Source organism: Olivibacter ginsenosidimutans (genome assembly GCF_039542865.1).
Taxonomy (GTDB): domain Bacteria; phylum Bacteroidota; class Bacteroidia; order Sphingobacteriales; family Sphingobacteriaceae; genus Olivibacter; species Olivibacter ginsenosidimutans.
The window spans coordinates 137,570-155,730 of the sequence record NZ_BAABIQ010000006.1; the positions used below are offsets into that span (position 1 = coordinate 137,570).

An 18,161-nucleotide genomic window follows, 5' to 3' on the forward strand; every position below is an offset into this window, starting at 1 on the left:
TTATGGCTTTTGTGATGGTTTAATCAAACGATAAAATGAAATAAATGAAAGATGCTGTAGAAACAAGGGATGTACATGGGCTCTCCCCAAGCCAGTTAAAAATATCGATGGGTATCATCGGTGGAATGTTTTTTGTATTCGGGTTTCTATCTTGGATCAATGCGATTTTAATTCCGTATTTTAAGATCGCTTGCGAATTAAGCCATTTTGAATCGTATTTTGTTGCCTTCGCATTTTATATTGCTTATTTTGTGATGTCGGTACCGGCATCGTATTTACTTAAAGTTGCCGGTTTTAAAAAAGGTATGATGGTTGGTTTCTTTGCCTTAGCATTAGGAGCCTTTATCTTTGTCCCTGCTGCATTAACGCGAACTTACGGTATTTTCTTGGTTGGACTTTTTACCCTCGGAATTGGTCTGGCAATCTTGCAGACGGCAGCTAATCCTTATATTACGATTTTAGGTCCGGCAGAACGTGCCGCCCAACGCATCAGTATCATGGGAATCTGCAATAAGTTTGCCGGTATATTGGCTCCTTTACTCTTTGCTGCAGCGGTATTAAAGCCGACAGACCAAACGCTTTTCGATAGCTTGGCCTCTCTAAGTGATACGGCACGCGCTACTGCATTGGATGCTTTGATTAGGAGGGTGATACTGCCTTATAGTCTAGTAGGGACGTTTTTACTGCTCTTTGGATTAGGAATTCGTTACTCGCCATTACCAGAATTGGATACTGATCAACAGGATACTTCAGCTAATGCGGCTGAACATGATAAAAAGCAGCATATTTTCCATTTTCCTCACTTAATATTGGGGGCGGTAGCTATATTTTTACATGTAGGGACGCAGGTGATCGCCGTGGATACGGTTATTAATTATGCAACCTCTTTTGGAATACAACTTTTAGAAGCAAAGGTTTTTCCCTCATTTACCCTTTTTATTACCATCTGTGGTTACCTCTTAGGTATTGTGTGCATACCCCGCTTTTTTAGTCAGACAACAGCACTTAAACTATGCACAACCTTGGGCTTATGTTTCTCTCTGATGATCTTAGTAGCGAAAGGAATGGTCACGTTCTTAGGACATCAGGTGGATGCATCGGTATGGTTTATTGTGCTGTTGGGATTGCCCAACTCATTGGTTTGGGCAGCGATATGGCCTTTAGCATTAGACGGACTAGGAAGGTTTGTGAAAATTGGCTCATCGCTATTGATTATGGGATTAAGTGGTAATGCCTTGATACCACTGGTTTATGGCTTTTTGGCAGATCGATGGGGGTTGAGGGAAGCTTATGTGTTGTTAATACCTTGCTATCTATACTTAATCTTTTATGCTTTTTGGGGCCACAAGATTAGGTATTGGAAAAAGGAGAAGCGAAAATTGGAACCTGAAACGAAGTCATCGGCTTCGTTGGTGGGTTGAATGATGGACAGTAGACGTATAAATTAAATGCAAAGCAAGAAAATAAAAATAAAAAATGCCCATATCATTACACCCCATCGGATTATACGAAACGGGCAATTGCTCATTGAAGAGGGTAGGATAGTGGATTTTGGGGAGACCGAACTGGAGGTGACAGATGCGCGGATAATAGATGCAAAAGGTTTATACCTCGCGCCGGGTTTTGTCGATATCCATGTACATGGTGGTGGTGGTTGTGATTTTATGGATAACACAGTAGAGGCTTATCAGACAATTGCGAAAACACATGCCCGTTTTGGAACAACGGCTATGGTGCCAACAACCTTAACCAGCGGCAAGGGTGAATTGTTGAAAACACTGGCTATTTTTGATCAGGTAAAATTGCAACAGCCCATGGGTGCAAAATTTATCGGTATGCATATCGAAGGTCCTTACTTTTCCATGAACCAGCGTGGAGCACAAGACCCACGTTATATCCGTGATCCTGATCCAGTAGAGTATACCGAAATATTGGATAGCTCTTCAGCTATTATACGGTGGAGCGCTGCCCCGGAAAGAAAAGGCGCTATTGCTTTTGGTAGCCTGCTGCGAAGAAGAGGCATTTTACCTTCTATTGCACATACCGATGCTGTTTATGATGATGTGATTAAGGCTTATGAGGAAGGGTATACCTTAGCAACCCACTTATATTCCGCCATGTCTGGCGTTACCAGAAAACAGGCTTTCCGCTTTGGTGGAGTGGTCGAAAGTGCATTCCTGTTAACAGGAATGGATGTGGAGATAATTGCTGATGGTAAGCATCTGCCACCGGAATTACTAAAATTGGTGGTTAAAATTAAAGGAATAGAACGTACAGCCTTAATAACGGACGCTATGCGAGGGGCTGCCATGCCCGAGGGGAAAAGCATCCTAGGGAACTTGCACAATGGTATGGAAGTACTGATAGAGGATGGAGTAGCCAAATTGCCCGACAAATCGGGCTTTGCCGGAAGTGTAGCCACCTGTGATCTGCTGGTGAGAAACATGATGCGTTTAGCCGATGTTTCTTTACAAGATGCGGTGCATATGATGACCTTAACTCCCGCACGAATCATCGGTATTGATGGGCAAACCGGATCAATAGCTGTGGGTAAGGATGCCGATCTGGTTCTTTTTGATGAAGAAATTGCGGTAAAGAAGACCTTTGTTTCGGGCAATGTGGTTTATGACGGACAGGTTAATAAACTTATTGATTTATAAATTAATAGATGGTATCTAAACGAATTCAATTAGATCAACTAATTGTTGAATGCTTTGACACGCGCGAAGCACTGGGAGCAGCGGCAGGCAAAGAAGTGTTACATCGGCTGTCAATACTATTGGCCGAAAAGGAAGAAGTTAATATGATTTTTGCGGCGGCACCTTCACAAGTTGAGCTGCTGACCGCCTTGGTTAAGGCTAAACAGCTGGACTGGAACCGTGTTAACGCATTTCATATGGATGAATATGTTGGCTTGGATAAAGTCGCTCCTCAGGGATTTGGTAATTTTCTTGACCGTCATTTATTTGCACACTTACCTTTTAAACGGGTATTTTATCTGACTCCATTTGGAAAATCTGCGGCAAGTGCTTGTGAGGCGTATGCAAATGCGTTACAGGCTTATCCTACCGATATTGTATGCATGGGTATTGGCGAAAATGGACATATTGCCTTTAATGATCCGCACGTTGCCGATTTTGATGATCCGGAATTAGTTAAAATAGTACATCTTGATGAGGCCTGTCGGCAACAGCAAGTAAATGATAAATGTTTCCATACACTCAATGAGGTGCCATCTATGGCACTGACGTTAACAGTACCAGCATTAATGCGTGCACGGTACGCTTTCTGTACCGTACCTGCCGCATCTAAGGCATTAGCGGTATATCGAACCTTGGCTGAACCTATACGGGAAGAATGTCCAGCGTCCATTTTACGAAGACATCCTAAGGCAAAACTATTTGTAGATCGCGATAGCTTTACGCAGTATGCCAATCGAATAAGCAATACTGAAACCAGATAATTGAGGTGCTGTTTTGTCATCTTTTAATCATTCTTGAAAAAAGCGTTGAAATGATTTGTAAGTGTGTATTATGTACACTATCTTTGTATCATTCATAATTTAGGTTTATAATTGGTTAGTTAAGAAGCCTTCAATCTCCCCGGTTGGAGGCTTTTTTTACACCTTAGTTATTTTTTATTATAGGACTGTAGGATAAATTACTGAAGGGAAATAACCGGTCATTCCTCCCGTAGTGAAGGAATCCATTCGATATCTCGATTTCTTTATGCTTCATTCAGCAGGGCGAGAAAAGGTTTTGGTATTTCAAGTAGACGTTCCGATAGTCATTTTTTATGATATAGAGTATATGCTTTTTATTTATTCCGTTTACGAACACCTTTTAGGTGAAAAAGAAATTCAGGCTACATTAAAGGATGAAGTAGAACCCAAATCCTATACCTTACGGATCGTTACGCAGGCTAGGCGATTTATTGGTTTGCCTTTCGGTGGAGGTCTGGTAAAATTGTCAAGGCTTTATGATACGCATGGCCAACTGATTAGTCCTAGAAAATATTCGGCCTCATTGAAAAGCCAGATTAAGGAATTTAAAAAGGAATGCCCAATCCCGTATTTTAAGTTATGGAAGGGCTTTGTCTATGTTCTTGTAGCGCTTGGTGTAGGAAGTTTGATTTTTGGTATAAATAACAAGATAACAAGTAGTCATCGCGAAAATCAGGCTGCATTTACGCAGCATCAACTTTCTGCGATAGCAGCAGGGCAACGGTATGGGGTTACATTTTTTACAGACGTGCAGGGAAACAATATCGACGGTTTACCGGAAGGATGGATTAAAATTGTAAAGGTGGAAGGAGACACCGTTTTTGCGCAGCGCGGCAAAAAAACAGTACCGTTAAAATCAGTTTTTGATATCGATCATATACGACCTATTCTTCCAGCATCCGACAGCGATTGGGAAGAAACGGTAGAGCGATTTGATTACCAGCTTTTGAAAGCTGAAGTCGCTAAGTCGTCAACGCGTGGCAGTTTTGATCTGCTTTATGTAGCACCCGATAAAGAAAAGTATAGCGGTGTGGTTCTGAGCATCAAAGGTGCCCTGAACAACTAATAGTGATTGTTAAGGGACTAAATTAGCTAATAATATTGTTGTCGAAAGCGAGAATTTTAGGCCCTGCAAATAAAAAATGCATTCCGAGATGAAGAATTCCAGCATGTTGGTTTTGACACAGAAACCAAGTTTTGTTATTGCGAACTATGTTTTATTGACCTTTTACGGCTATTTTACGATCGGACTTACCTTAGCCGTTTTGCCCATGTTTATCCATCAAACCTTAGGATATAATACCATTATTGCTGGTGGAGTGGTAAGTCTGCAATATGTAATGACTTTTATCATGAGGGCTTATGCCGGAAAGATGGTTGATCATCAGGGACCAAAGCGAGCGGTCATGATCAGCATGTCGTGTTTTATCGGCGTCGGTTTGCTGTTGATTTTTGCCTTTGCGTTAGCCGGCAAACCGCTGTGGAGCTTATGTCTATTGATTATTTCTCGTCTACTTACCGGATGTGGAGAAGGAATGGTAGGAGCGAGCCCTGTTAACTGGGCGATGTTAAGGGTAGGCGAGGAGCATACGGCTACGGCGATATCGTATAACGGGATTGCCAACTACAGTTCGATGGCCATAGCCGCTCCTTTGGGTGTTTGGCTTTCGGCAACGCTCGGAAATTGGTCGCTAGGTTTGCTAACCTTGGCCATTGGCTTCATTGGATTTTGGTCGGCCTATATGAAGGAACCCCTAAAAAGTGCTTCAGATGCACCAAAGCAGCCTTTCTTTAAAGTATTAAAAGCAGTAAGTCCCTTTGGTTCGGGATTGGCTTTGGCAGGGATAGGCTTCGGGGCCTTATCGACATTCGTAACCCTTTATTTTGCTGCGCATCGCTGGGAGAACGCGGCGACTTGCATAACGACCTTCGGCCTCTTTTTTATCTTTGGACGGCTGGCCTTTTCAAAAGCAATAGCAAGGCATGGGGGCATTCCGGTAGCGATGGCAAGTATCGCAGTGGAATGTCTCGGTTTGGTGTTTATTTCACTGGCTGCATCACCACATGTGGTGATGCTTGGTGCTGCGCTTACTGGCTTAGGCTTTGCCTTGGTTTTTCCCGCCCTTGGTGTTGAAGCCGTACAGCAAGTTTCTAGTGCCAATAAAGGAGCGGCTTTAGGAGCTTATGGCTTATTTATTGACATCTCACTCGGAATTACGGGACCATTGGTAGGCTTCGTGGCCAAAAGTTATGGCATGGAGGCGATTTTTCCATTCAGTACCCTGATGGTGCTTGGTGGTTTTTTTATTTGTATGGCATTGAAATGGCGATCACGCAGCGTGGTACGAAGGTCATGATGGTTGTGCTACGCACGGTGAAATGTATTGTTGCCGAACAATCGTTTGGTTATGTTCTTCCAAAGACTACTAAGGTAACGTTGTGCCTTTAAAAATAAGCACATGATGAATCCCGAAGTATCTTATTAATTTACCTTATACTCTTCGATGCAAAATATTTTCATTAAATTTGGGTGAGATATCTGCGTCGGTATCAAAAAATAATACCTAAATATGAGTGTACGTATTAAAAACCTTTGGTTGGTGCTTTTTATACTATCTTGCCAGGAGCCGAATAAACCAACTGCCGAAAAATCGGTATCGAAATCTGCTGAAAAAGAAATACGCCAAGAAAGCACTGAGAATTTAGGCTCACCGATTATTCCCAAAGAATCGATTGTAAACGATTTTAAAAGTTTTTGGAATTATTATAGTCGTTATGTTGAATTGTATAATGATTTTTATGGATTGGATGAAAAAGGGCAGAAAATCAGCCGGATAATGTTTTTAAAAGAAATGTCCAAGGGAAAGTATTATCCCTTATTGGTACATGGCGCTGAAACGGGGAAACACTATCAGCTAACACCAATCCCTGCACAGGCAGATGCCGATATTTCTGTCTACATGAAAGATTTTGCGCAGACTCAGCTGGTGTTTTGCGAAATGGAAGGGAAAGCCTTGCCTACTTTTACTTTTGTTGATCTTAGGGGAAATACCTACACATCGGCGAATACGAAGGGTAAACTGCTGGTCTTGAAATGTTGGTTCATTAACTGTGTTCCCTGTGTGGAAGAAATGCCCGACTTAAATAAATTAGTGGAAAAATATAAAAGTCGAGACGATATCGTGTTTATCGGTTTAGCACTAGACGATAAACAAGCGCTCGAACAGTTTCTGAAACAGAAAACATTTGATTACCACATTATACCCCATCAAAAGGAGTACATAACAGGAAAATTGCACGTTAACGCTTATCCTACTCATTTTCTCATTAACAAAAAGGGAGAATTAGTGCATAATTTTCCAGATGCAAAACACGTAGAAGAAGCAATACAACAAGAACTGAAGATCCTTTAGTCTCTTTCTATACCAACCGGAGCTTGGATATCCCATTTTTTTAATGCAATTTTGTGGCGAAAAATAATCAGCACTAGCCTATGCTCTGGATAAGAAGAATACAGTTACCGTTAGCCATCTTGTTTTTGATGGTATATGGGGGTATTCAAATCGGGATAGGTTTACACACCCATTCGCCACTCCCGAGCTTGGACACGGTAGAAACTATGGGTAAACAACAGGTACTAACTGCAGGGAAGCATTGTCCTATTTGTGATTTCCTGTATAAAAAAGTACCTGAAAAAGAGGAAAATCCTCCTGTATTACTATCGAGCCTGTTTTTAACACTTGTTTTTCCTTGGATTGAGCACCCGATATTAACCGGTTTACCTGCGATCATCTCACCAAAGCCGGGTAGAGCACCTCCTGCTCTTTATGGCAATTTGCTATTCAGGCTTGTCTCCTAGAGGACAGGACGAGCCGTGTCTTTTTTTGATTCAAAATAATCGCTTTCATTTTTTTAATCTAATCGTATGATGAGGTTGAAGCATTCGCTAATGCTTACCTGTTGTTTTTGCCATTTATTTGCGTTTACTCATGCGCAGTTTCGGGTATTGGATAGCCAAAGCCATGAGCCCATAGCGGGAGTATACCTGGTTATCAAGCAGGAAGGGAGACAGCTCAGCGGTTCCAGTGATGAACAGGGCTTTTTTCGTAAGCCATTTTCCCTTCCGGCAACAATATGCTTAAAGGCTATCGGCTACCATGAAATCAAGGATTCTGTACTTCAACAGTTGCCGGATATGATCTACCTCGAACCGATGAAAACATCCTTAAACGAAGTTGAGGTTTCTTCGAGAAGCTTGCAGGCGACGACTATTCCGCATAATAACTACCATACGCAGGTATTCAGCCAGGAATTGATTACCCAAAAGGGGGCCGTTAATATGGGCGACTTGCTGAATACGGAACTGAATGCAAAGGTGATTAATAATGGAAATGATGGCAGTAGCTTGCTGCTACAAGGGCTTAGCGGACAGAATGTCAAGATTTTGGTTGATGGCATTCCGCAAGTATTGGGCATGTCTAATGAGTTTGACCTGCAACAGCTCAACTTGACTAATGTAGAACGGGTAGAGTTGGTGGAAGGACCGCTCAGTGTACAGTATGGTACCAATGCCTTAGCGGGAACATTGAATATCATTACGCGGAAAATGGACACCGGCAAGGATTGGGGAATAGGACTGCACAGCTTTATGGAATCGATTGGTCAATATAACATGGGCCTCTGGTTGGGAAAAAACTGGAAAGGGTGGAATACAACGCTGGATTTGAGTTATAATCATTTTCCGGGTTATGCCTCGCATATCTACCGTTCACGCATCAATAACCCAACACATACAGTTAGAGGCTATAACTGGAGCCCAAAGAGGATGCTTAATGGAACGGTTAAGGTATACCGAAATTGGAAAGGTGTAGATATCGGTTTGCAACACAATCAGTTGCATCAAGTGATTGATAATAAGGGCGAGCAGGACGCCGGAACGGCTTATCTTACCGCAAATGATCATTGGAATGTGAGCGACCGCTGGAATACGAGTTTATACGCACATGGTACATTGGGTAATCAAGCGCTGCTCGACTTATCCAATAGTTACGGACAGTACCGTTTGGAGCAGACCGAATACCTGGTTAATGTACAGAATGGCACACGGAAAATACTGGAAAATCCAGTCGACCGCTTCCATACATGGACATTCAGGGGCTTGTATGCTACCTCGGCTACAGAAGGTTCTCCTGTAGATGTGCAAGTGGGATATGATGTGAATCTTAATGATGGAAAGGGTGAAAGTATAGCCGATACAGCAAAGGCTGTAAACGATTATGGCATTTATGGAGGACTGGGGGTTAAGGTTTGGCGGATGCTGGAGCTACGAGGGATGTTGCGCTATATTTATAATAACCGCTATGATGCTTCATCGATTAATCTCTTAGGAGCTGGGCTTCCCGTGGTACCTGGAATGTACGTCTTCCAGAACCGCACGCAAATGCCAGGTAAAATACCGAATTTCAGCTATACTATCTATATGTGGAAAGCGTTATATTTGATCAAATGTTATAGTTGACCAAAGCAAAAAACAGATAAGATGGATGCCAATTTCGACCAGACAAATGCGCAAGGTGCATTTATAGATTCCCTGAAGCGTAATAATGCCAAAATCAGAGATGATCGAGCCAATGCAATTGTAGAAGATGCGCAGCTCATGTATAAAAGGGAAGTGGAAGACTTAGCGCTTTCGCTAAAAAAATTGAAACGGGAACAGGAGAATATGCTCGACCTTAGTCCGGCAGATGCCAATAGCTTAGTACTGGCTTCTGATTTTGATGCCAAAGATTATGTGGTTAAGGATTTGGAAATGGCAGTTAAAATCCGCAATTTGGAAATTAAACTGGACTTAGCAACAAAACGTTATGCCTATTTATTTGGAGAAGAACTAAAATTGAACTAATGGGAGGAGGACGTTATACCTACGAAGCCTTCAGCAGACTGAAGGTGAGTAAATCATATGATCATAAATCAAGGGAAGAAATTTTTACCGCACGGAATATCGATCCAGAAATGGATCCGAAAACGATTAAGATACGTGAATCGCGCGATTCAGAAGAACACCCTGAATCTTTGTCGATTATCATTGGGCTGGATGTGACCGGCAGTATGGGCTTTGTACCGGAAGATATTGTGAGAAATACCTTGCCCGATTTGATGGGATCATTAATTGAGGCAGGAATTAAACATCCGCAGGTGCTATTCCTGGGTATTGGTGATTTTGTTTATGATGAGGCACCTTTGCAGGTCGGACAATTCGAATCTTCGGCTGAACTGCTAGATCGTTGGCTTACCAAAGTATACCTTGAAGGTGGTGGTGGAGGTAATAATAAAGAGGGATATAATTTTGCTTACTTATTTGCTGCGCGCCATACAGTTATCGATTGTTGGGAAAAACGAAAACAAAAAGGTTTTCTCTTTACGATAGGTGATGAGCCGGTGTACAGCGAAATTCCAGCCGATATTATTACCCGTTATACTGTGGCCACAGAGGCTAGAAAAGTGTCTACAGAAGCTCTTATTAAGGAGGTGTCGGAACGTTATGAGATTTTTCACCTACACTTGGAACATGATGCATGGTCAAAAGAAGAGGAGCGGAAAGGTAACTGGAAATCTTTACTAGGGGAACGTTTGGTGATTATTCCCGACTATAAACGAGTAGCGAAGCGTATCGCTGAACTGGTTATCCAGCATGTTCATGCTGCATCTGCAAAAGGCCTAACAGCACGTAACGATACGGAGGATATGCTCTAGTTACATGGCAAACTGCGACTTGGTTATTGACCTCGGCTTTGGTGATGCTGGAAAAGGACATATGGTGGATTATCTGCTAGAGAAATCTGCGGCTGATCGTAAATTGGTGGTACGCTTCTCCGGGGGGCACCAAGTTGGCCATACAGTTGTACAGTCTGATATAGAACATACATTCAGTAATTTTGGCTCAGGCACCCTACAGGGTGTACCTACTTACTACAGTGAACATACCACTATTTTTCCTCCGGGTATTCATTTGGAAGGCGAACAGTTGCAGGCTTTCCGTCCACACCTTTTCATCCATCCTCTAACGATGGTAAGCACTCCTTATGATATTTTATATAACCGCTTTTTAGAAAAACAACAAGATCATGGCAGCTGTGGCCTTGGTTTTGGCGCTACCGTAGAAAGAAATCGCGCGGAAGTGCATTTCCATGCCTTGGATTTAATGAATAGATGGATGATCCGTCAAAGGCTGAACAGTATCAGGCGTTATTACGAAGGGCGTATAGCCGCTGTATTTGAAAAAAACGATCAGCAGCTTTTTATGGAGGAACTGGCTGCTTATGACGAGGAATTATTTATAGATCATTGCCTGACAATACAAGTTTATTACACCTTGTCGACTTTCAATGCGCTGGAACGCAATTTTGATTATATTGTTTTTGAAGGAAGTCAGGGAATTATGCTGGATACACAATTTGGTATTTACCCACATACAACCTGGAGTCATACAAGTACTAAAAATGCGTTGGATATTATACGTCAGACTCAGCGTGATAGGATGGATAATATTCAGGTATATTACCTTACACGTTGTTACCAAACCCGGCATGGCAATGGCCCCATGAGCACTGCTGAGATACCGGCTTTGGTGAATAACGAAACAGAAACCAATATAACCAATGCGTTTCAGGGCGATTTTAGAATAGCTAAATTAGATGAAGAACTGCTGCGTTATGCCCTTCATGCAGACGCTTTATTCCATGAGGGATACCCGATTCGACGTATATTGGTGCTCACATGCCTCGATCAATTGCCAGACTTTTCTGTCGAAGTATTGTTAGACAAACTAGCTATTGACTTTGATGCCGTGTTGGGGAGTTATGGGCGTACTAATGAAGCTATTCGGACAATTCGCTAATAGATGCAAAAAAAGGAAGTATTTCGTACTTTAATAGGAAAATATTCTTCTTACCACTGTGTAATAAAACCGATTACATTTGTGATGATTAAAGTATAGTATTTTAGTAGATTTAATTAACACATATTTTCTTATTTAAAATAAAAGATGAAGAATTTCAAATTTCCTTACAGCCCTTTTTCCGGTAGCATATCCGGTACACGCATGCTAATCGTATCTACTGTCTATCCAACCGACCACATGTGCATCACACATGATATGGCCTGTTCCTGTTGTTAGGGCAGCGCTAATTCCCCTATAAATTTTATCCCCAATCTTTATTATCCTATTTAATTTTTAAAGGCAATGTTTTGTCATGCCTAATTGATATGTAATATGGTCGATTTTTTCAATACTAGCGTATATCCGTTTTTTTTTCGTGATGTAAACGTCAAGTTACTTATCCTGTTCATGGGATGTTTTTTTCTTACTCCATATGCGGCTGATGCCCAGCAAACGGTTCCGCTGATCAACTCGACTTTGGATGGTAGGGTTATCGATACGCACACAAAAGAACCGTTACCTGGTGCAACAGTAGCCATTGAAGGTACAACACATAAAGCCAGCACAGATGCTGAAGGGAAGTTTAAGTTTATTACCGGACAAAAGTTTCCATACACACTTATTATCAATTACGTCGGTTATAAAACAAATAAGGTAGTGGCTACTGGATCGCCCATCGAGATAGGTCTTGAACCTGATTTTAACCAACTGGAAGATGTCGTGGTGATTGGGTATGGTACCCAAAAAAGAGGAGATTTGACGGGCTCCATTGCTTCTGTTCCTGCAGAAGTGAAAAGCCAACCAGTAGCCTCTCCAGAGCGTCTTTTACAAGGTTCTGTTCCGGGAGCAGTGGTTACACAGACTTCTGGTCAGCCGGGCGGAGGGGTGAGTGTGCAAATTCGTGGAAGCAATTCCATCACAGCGGGTAGCGACCCACTTTACGTCATCGATGGTTTCCCGATCAGTAATGACTACTCGCTGAATGATGCTGGTGTGAATACAGGCTCTAAAATCAATCCACTTTCTACAATTAATACCTCAGATATTGAGTCTATAGATGTCTTGAAAGATGCATCGGCAACGGCAATTTATGGTTCTCGAGGAGCAAATGGAGTGGTGATTATCACGACGAAAAATGGCAAGAACAACCAGTCTTCTGTTAACTACGATGCTTATTACGGTTTTCAAGAGGTGGTGAAAACGATTCCTTTGCTCAATGCTGCCGAATGGTGGCAATTGCGTAAAGATGCAGCAGCAAATTCTGGAAAATCAGCTTCCTTACCCGCAGTTTCTGGTTATAATTTAGATACCAGTGGCGTAGGAACGGATTGGCAAGCGGCAGCTTTTAGGGACGCAGCCATCCAAAACCACAACCTTTCTATCCTTACCGGTGGTGAAAAAACGAGATTGGCCATATCGGGGAATTACTTTGATCAGGATGGAATTTTACAAAACACGGGTTTTCAACGTTTATCGGGCCGGGTCAATGTTATCCATAACTATAACGAACGATTTAAGATTACAGGTAATATATCTGGAAGTCGATCAAAGGCGAATATTGCACCTACTGCTGTAGTGGGTAACTTATTGCTCACACCACCTGCACTTCCAATTTATCAGGACGACGGTTCTTTTGTGATCAATAGTCCTTTCGAATCGAGTTTGCAGAACCCAATTAATTCCCTGTATAATCAGCTGAATGAGAGTAAAACCAATCGGCTTTTGGCAAATTTCTCAGGCGAATATGAAATTATCAGAGGCTTAAAGGCTAAGGTTTTGGTGGGGATAGATCTCGTCGATAATAAACAAAATCGTTATTTGCCTAAAACAACCGCCGAAGGCTTGGATTTAGGTGGATTGGCTCAGGTGGGGTCCCTGTTTACATCTAATTGGTTGAATGAAAATACCTTAAGCTACGAAACAACCTTTAAGGATAAACATAGGATCAATGCAATTGTAGGATTTACAGCCCAGCAATCAAACAGTGAAGGGGCCGTGGCTGAGGCAGCAGGCTTTGCCACCGATGCGCTTTCGTTTAATGATTTAGGTACGGGTATTACGAACAGAACGCCTAGCTCTGTGGCCAACGAATGGTCGTTGGCTTCATACCTTGGAAGGCTTAATTATGCTTATGATGATCGCTATCTGGTTACGCTGACTATCCGTTCGGATGGTTCCTCCAAATTCGGGGCGGGCAATAAATGGGGTTATTTCCCTTCGGCTGCTTTTGGCTGGAATATCAGTAACGAGTCGTTCTTTAAAGACGTTCGATCGATTAGTCAGCTGAAGTTCAGGTTAAGTGCCGGACTTACGGGTAATCAGAATATTCCGTCCTATCAATCGCTATCACAGCTCGACTATTTTAGATACAATTTCTCTAATACCACCGTGCATGGGTTTGCGCCGATTACCGTTCCGAATCCAGATTTAGGATGGGAAAAGACGTTCCAGTTTGATACAGGCTTTGATCTCGGTTTGCTGGATAACCGCATTACTGTTGTGGCTGATTATTATTATAAGAAAACAACGGATTTATTGTTAGACAGAACGGTTCCGGGAACATCAGGTTTGGCAGATTTTGGTGGTGGACAAGCCTCTGCCATCTATCAAAATATAGGTGCAGTATCCAACCAAGGGATAGAACTCTACATTAATTCGAATAACTTAATAGGGAACTTCGGTTGGAAAACAACAGCCATTTTTTCGAAAAATACCAATAAGATCCTAGATCTCGGAGCCGGTGTCGACCAAATTATTCCGTCTATTTCCCAGCCTTCAATTGCTAAGGTAGGTTATCCTTTGGGATCATTTATCGTGTACCAAACAGACGGGATTATTCAGGAAGGGGATACCCCATTAACGCCACAACAAAATAAGAATCCAGGTGGACAAAAGTATAAAGATTTAAATGGTGACGGTGAAATTACCCAGGCAGGAGACCGCATTGTGATCGCTAATCAACCAGGTGTTAATGTGGGCTTAACAAATAATTTCAGTTATAAGGGTTTTGACCTGTCCGTTTTCTTTCAAAGCTCTTTTGGCGGCAAATTGTATAACGCCAATCGTGCCAATTTAGAATTAGGAACCGGCTACGTGAACGCGTCTAAAGTGCTATTAAACCGTTGGACACCTACGAATACCGATACGGACGTTAAAGCTGCTTTTCAGGATCCAGCCATTACCATTTCGGATCGTTTTATTGAAAGTGCTTCCTACATCCGTTTGAAAAACGTATCCCTCGGTTATACCATTCCAAAACGAGTATTTGGTAAATCGGGTTTTGATTCCTTGCGTATTTATGTTTCCGCACAAAATGCGTGGACGTGGACCGACTATACAGGCTTTGACCCGGAGGTAAGCTCAGCGGAACAGGCGCTTATCAATAAAGGGATTGACAATGGCATTTACCCAAATAACAAATCATTTCAGCTTGGCGTTTCTCTCACCCTATAATTTAAGTACTACGAACATGACACGATACCATAAGCTTCTATCGATTTTCTTGCTAACGTTCATTGCAGGATTAACTTCCTGCAAGAAGTTTCTGGAAGAAAAGCCGGCATCAACGATATCGGAAGATCAATTTTATAACACACAAGATGATGCACTAAATGCAATTAATGCAGTGTATTTTATGTTGAATTCTGGTGGAACTTCCGTACAAACCCCTTATAATACGTTGTTTAATACAGGAATGAATATGGCCGATGACGATGAAGATCCGGGTCCGGGAGCAACCAATCCTGATGTACGGTCTTTGTCAGTATTGGCACATTCATCTACCAATTTACGGATATATGAAATTTGGCAACAACATTATGCCGCCATTAAGCGAGCTAACGTGGCATTAGAGAAGGTACCGCAAATTGATTTCGATGAAAATCTAAAGAATCGCCTACTGGCCGAGGCTAAATTTTTAAGGGCATTGTATTATTTCAATCTGGTACGTTTATATGGCGATGTTCCATTGGTGACTACTTACCAAAAGTATGTAAATGCTACTGATTATGCGATCGAGCGATCGTCTTCTGCAGAAGTATATGCACAGATTGAACAGGATTTGAAGGAAGCTGCTGAGGTACTGCCTGCGAATTATAGTGCCCCGGATGTAGGAAGAGCAACGTCGGGTGCGGCGAAGGCGTTGTTGGCGAAGGTATATCTTACAGAAGCTTCCCTTCCCCTTCGCTTGGAGCAACATTATGCTGATGCGGTTCAATGGGCAGAAGAAGTGCTTTCTCCGCAGGATGGTGGCACCGGTCAATATGCTTATCATCTTCGGGATAATTATGCAGAGGTATTTCTTCCAGATTATAAAAATAATGAAGAACATATTTTTTCTGCGCAGTTCAAATCCAATTCGTTAAATCAAGGTAACAATGAAAGCCCCCGAGCCATATTGAGTGGTATACCCGGACTTCGAGGGAATTATGCTCATATGGTTCGTTACTACAAAGAAGGGAACGATAACTTCTTTAGTATATACAAGTTATATCATTCATTGGATAAACGTAGAGATGTAACATTTGTGACCCATTATGTGAGTCCGACTAACGGTAAATCATATGGCCTAGCGCTGAATAATCCGGCGGTTTCAGGCGATTCGACGCCTTTCTTTAATAAATGGTGGGACCCGAATTCAACTGCTGTGACTAGTGAATCTGCTGCCAATGTGCCCATTATTCGCTATGCAGAACTGCTACTTATCCATGCAGAAGCAGAAAATGAGTTGCATGGCCCCACTGCAAAAGCGTACCAGTCTATTAACCGGGTAAGAGAAAGGGCAGGCTTACCTAAACTCAGCTCAGGCCTTACAAAAGACGAGTTTCGTGAAGCCGTGTACTTGGAACGCCGTTTAGAGCTCGTATATGAATACCAGCGTTGGTTTGATTTGATTCGTGAAAAAGATGCCTCGGGTGCTGGCATATTTGTGAAAAGCTTGCATAAAGTGGGAAAAACGAATGCAGCAGAGAAACATGCATTGTATCCTATTCCGCAATCAGAGTTAGATAATAATGCCTTGTTAACACAAAATCCAGGATATTGATGAAAAGAAATAGTTATTAACGAATATACAGATGAAAAAAAAGATGTTATCTATGGGGTTGTTGCTGATGTCCACTTTGGTCTGGTCTAACGTGAGGGCACAGCAACAAAGACCAAATATCGTCGTCATATTGGCAGATGATTTGGGATATGCCGATATAGGGTGTTTCGGCAGTGAAATTCCTACACCAAATTTGGATGCCCTTGCGGCACATGGTGTACGGCTAACGAATTTTTATAATACCGCCAGGTGTTGTCCTACCCGTGCGTCCTTATTGACTGGTGTTTATGCTCATCAGGCAGGAATAGGACATATGATGGAAGATAAGGGTGAAAATCATCCAGCTTACAGAGGGCATTTGAATGACCATACGGTTACAATAGCGGAAGTCTTAAAAGATGCGGGTTACTTCACGGTGATGACGGGAAAATGGCATGTTGGTCAACAGGCAGGTGTAGTGCCTTGGAAAAGAGGTTTCGATCGGTCGTTAAATGCACCTGCTGGAGGGTTTTATTATAAAGACGCAAAAAATGCGCGGGTTTTTTTAAATGGCGAGGAAATCCGTAAGGATTCGGATAAATTGCCGAAGAACTGGTATACAACTGATTTGTGGACAGATTTTGGACTGAAATTTATCGATGAAGCCATAACAGAAAAAAAGCCTTTTCTGCTTTACTTAGCGCATAACGCTCCCCATTTTCCTTTGCAGGCGCCCGAAGAGGAAATTGCAAAATTCCGGGGGAAATATCGTGCGGGATGGGCCAAACTTCGGGAAGCAAGATATAAGAAGCAAATAGCACTTGGTTTGATCGATTCTTCATGGCATTTGCCTCCTATTAATCCTAACGTCCCCAATTGGGATAGCTTAAGCGAACAAGATAAAAAGCGATATGATGATGTAATGGCCATTTATGCTGCTGTTATTTCGCACCTTGACAAAAGTGTCGGTGATTTGATAACTGGGCTTAAGAAACGTGGTGTTTTTGATAATACCGTTATTCTTTTTGTCTCGGATAACGGCGGAAATGCTGAACCGGGAGCCGAAGGTAAATATGAAGGTGAACATCCTGGATCGGTGCAGTCGACCGTATTCCTCGGTGAGGGATGGGCGGAAGCTGCATGTACGCCGTTTTGGTCGTATAAGCATCATACACATGAAGGAGGCATTGCATCACCAACGATTGTTTCCTGGCCAAAAGGTATTCCCCAATCACGTAATGGATCTTTTGAACGCCAACCTGCCCATGTGACGGATATACTGGCCACCTTAGTAGACCTGGCTGGAGCAACATACCCGACAACATATCGTGGACAATCCATTATACCGACAGTAGGAACGAGCTTCACACCGCTTTTTGTGGGTAAACCATTACATAGGCAACGGCCAATCTTTTGGGAACATGAAGGCAACAGAGCAGTATTGGATGGAAAATGGAAATTGGTAGCCGAACGGACGGAAAACTGGCAATTGTATAACTTAGAAACAGATCGGACAGAATTGCACAATGTAATCGGTGAAAACCCTAAAGTGGCAGAACGGCTAAAGAGCTTGTATGATACGTGGTATCAGCAAGTAGGGGCGGAACCCTATCCCAGACAGGTCAAATGGTTTTATAACTATGAAAAAGCGAAAGCGGAAGTTGCCATTGGAAAATAAAGAGAAGGTTTAGGTGAAA

14 protein-coding genes are annotated in these 18,161 nt (G+C 42.3%); all 14 read left to right on the forward strand.

Annotation, left to right across the window (positions count from 1 at the left end; translation table 11 throughout):
- The first annotated feature begins 44 nt into the window (after positions 1-44).
- A complete protein-coding gene (locus ABD930_RS06675; protein ID WP_345230951.1) occupies positions 45-1,421 on the forward strand; it encodes a sugar MFS transporter in 1,377 nt (458 codons plus the stop codon).
- Positions 1,422-1,448: 27 nt separating this feature from the next.
- Positions 1,449-2,660 (forward strand): N-acetylglucosamine-6-phosphate deacetylase, encoded by a 1,212-nt coding sequence (nagA, locus tag ABD930_RS06680; RefSeq protein WP_345230952.1) that lies wholly within the window; start codon positions 1,449-1,451, stop codon positions 2,658-2,660.
- Between the two features lie 8 nt (positions 2,661-2,668).
- A complete protein-coding gene (locus tag ABD930_RS06685; RefSeq protein ID WP_345230953.1) occupies positions 2,669-3,463 on the forward strand; it encodes a 6-phosphogluconolactonase in 795 nt (264 codons plus the stop codon).
- 265 nt (positions 3,464-3,728) lie between these two features.
- Positions 3,729-4,568 carry a hypothetical protein gene (locus ABD930_RS06690; protein ID WP_345230954.1) on the forward strand — a complete coding sequence of 280 codons (840 nt, stop codon included), beginning with the start codon at positions 3,729-3,731 and terminating at the stop codon, positions 4,566-4,568.
- Positions 4,569-4,656: 88 nt separating this feature from the next.
- On the forward strand, positions 4,657-5,859 hold the full coding sequence (locus tag ABD930_RS06695; protein ID WP_345230955.1) for an MFS transporter: 1,203 nt from the start codon (positions 4,657-4,659) through the stop codon (positions 5,857-5,859).
- Positions 5,860-6,072: 213 nt separating this feature from the next.
- The gene (locus tag ABD930_RS06700) at positions 6,073-6,915 is read left to right on the forward strand and encodes a TlpA family protein disulfide reductase (protein WP_345230957.1); all 843 of its coding nucleotides are present in this window, start codon (positions 6,073-6,075) and stop codon (positions 6,913-6,915) included.
- Between the two features lie 80 nt (positions 6,916-6,995).
- Positions 6,996-7,361: a hypothetical protein gene (locus tag ABD930_RS06705; protein WP_345230958.1), complete on the forward strand. Its 366-nt coding sequence runs from the start codon at positions 6,996-6,998 to the stop codon at positions 7,359-7,361.
- A 66-nt stretch (positions 7,362-7,427) separates the two neighbouring features.
- A complete protein-coding gene (locus ABD930_RS06710) occupies positions 7,428-9,020 on the forward strand; it encodes a TonB-dependent receptor (RefSeq protein ID WP_345230960.1) in 1,593 nt (530 codons plus the stop codon).
- 21 nt (positions 9,021-9,041) lie between these two features.
- On the forward strand, positions 9,042-9,404 hold the full coding sequence (locus tag ABD930_RS06715) for a hypothetical protein (RefSeq protein WP_345230961.1): 363 nt from the start codon (positions 9,042-9,044) through the stop codon (positions 9,402-9,404).
- A complete protein-coding gene (locus ABD930_RS06720) occupies positions 9,404-10,255 on the forward strand; it encodes a hypothetical protein (RefSeq protein WP_345230962.1) in 852 nt (283 codons plus the stop codon). The genes ABD930_RS06715 and ABD930_RS06720 overlap by 1 nt, the downstream gene beginning before the upstream one ends.
- A gap of 4 nt (positions 10,256-10,259) precedes the next feature.
- Complete coding sequence (locus tag ABD930_RS06725) at positions 10,260-11,399, forward strand: adenylosuccinate synthetase (protein WP_345230963.1); 1,140 nt, start codon at positions 10,260-10,262, stop codon at positions 11,397-11,399.
- Positions 11,400-11,849: 450 nt separating this feature from the next.
- Positions 11,850-14,894, forward strand: a complete 3,045-nt coding sequence (locus ABD930_RS06730) for a SusC/RagA family TonB-linked outer membrane protein (RefSeq protein ID WP_345230965.1) — start codon at positions 11,850-11,852, stop codon at positions 14,892-14,894.
- A gap of 16 nt (positions 14,895-14,910) precedes the next feature.
- A complete protein-coding gene (locus tag ABD930_RS06735; protein ID WP_345230966.1) occupies positions 14,911-16,485 on the forward strand; it encodes a RagB/SusD family nutrient uptake outer membrane protein in 1,575 nt (524 codons plus the stop codon).
- Between the two features lie 31 nt (positions 16,486-16,516).
- Positions 16,517-18,142 (forward strand): arylsulfatase, encoded by a 1,626-nt coding sequence (locus ABD930_RS06740; protein WP_345230967.1) that lies wholly within the window; start codon positions 16,517-16,519, stop codon positions 18,140-18,142.
- Positions 18,143-18,161: the final 19 nt, after the last annotated feature.

Coding starts and splice junctions, on each gene's coding strand:
- ABD930_RS06740 (WP_345230967.1), top strand. CDS start 16,517: ATGAAAAAAAAGATGTTATCTATGGGGTTGTTGCTGATGTCCACTTTG.
- ABD930_RS06695 (WP_345230955.1), top strand. CDS start 4,657: ATGAAGAATTCCAGCATGTTGGTTTTGACACAGAAACCAAGTTTTGTT.
- ABD930_RS06720 (WP_345230962.1), top strand. CDS start 9,404: ATGGGAGGAGGACGTTATACCTACGAAGCCTTCAGCAGACTGAAGGTG.
- ABD930_RS06710 (WP_345230960.1), top strand. CDS start 7,428: ATGATGAGGTTGAAGCATTCGCTAATGCTTACCTGTTGTTTTTGCCAT.
- ABD930_RS06705 (WP_345230958.1), top strand. CDS start 6,996: ATGCTCTGGATAAGAAGAATACAGTTACCGTTAGCCATCTTGTTTTTG.
- nagA (WP_345230952.1), top strand. CDS start 1,449: ATGCAAAGCAAGAAAATAAAAATAAAAAATGCCCATATCATTACACCC.
- ABD930_RS06725 (WP_345230963.1), top strand. CDS start 10,260: ATGGCAAACTGCGACTTGGTTATTGACCTCGGCTTTGGTGATGCTGGA.
- ABD930_RS06700 (WP_345230957.1), top strand. CDS start 6,073: ATGAGTGTACGTATTAAAAACCTTTGGTTGGTGCTTTTTATACTATCT.
- ABD930_RS06685 (WP_345230953.1), top strand. CDS start 2,669: ATGGTATCTAAACGAATTCAATTAGATCAACTAATTGTTGAATGCTTT.
- ABD930_RS06675 (WP_345230951.1), top strand. CDS start 45: ATGAAAGATGCTGTAGAAACAAGGGATGTACATGGGCTCTCCCCAAGC.
- ABD930_RS06735 (WP_345230966.1), top strand. CDS start 14,911: ATGACACGATACCATAAGCTTCTATCGATTTTCTTGCTAACGTTCATT.
- ABD930_RS06730 (WP_345230965.1), top strand. CDS start 11,850: ATGGGATGTTTTTTTCTTACTCCATATGCGGCTGATGCCCAGCAAACG.
- ABD930_RS06690 (WP_345230954.1), top strand. CDS start 3,729: ATGCTTCATTCAGCAGGGCGAGAAAAGGTTTTGGTATTTCAAGTAGAC.
- ABD930_RS06715 (WP_345230961.1), top strand. CDS start 9,042: ATGGATGCCAATTTCGACCAGACAAATGCGCAAGGTGCATTTATAGAT.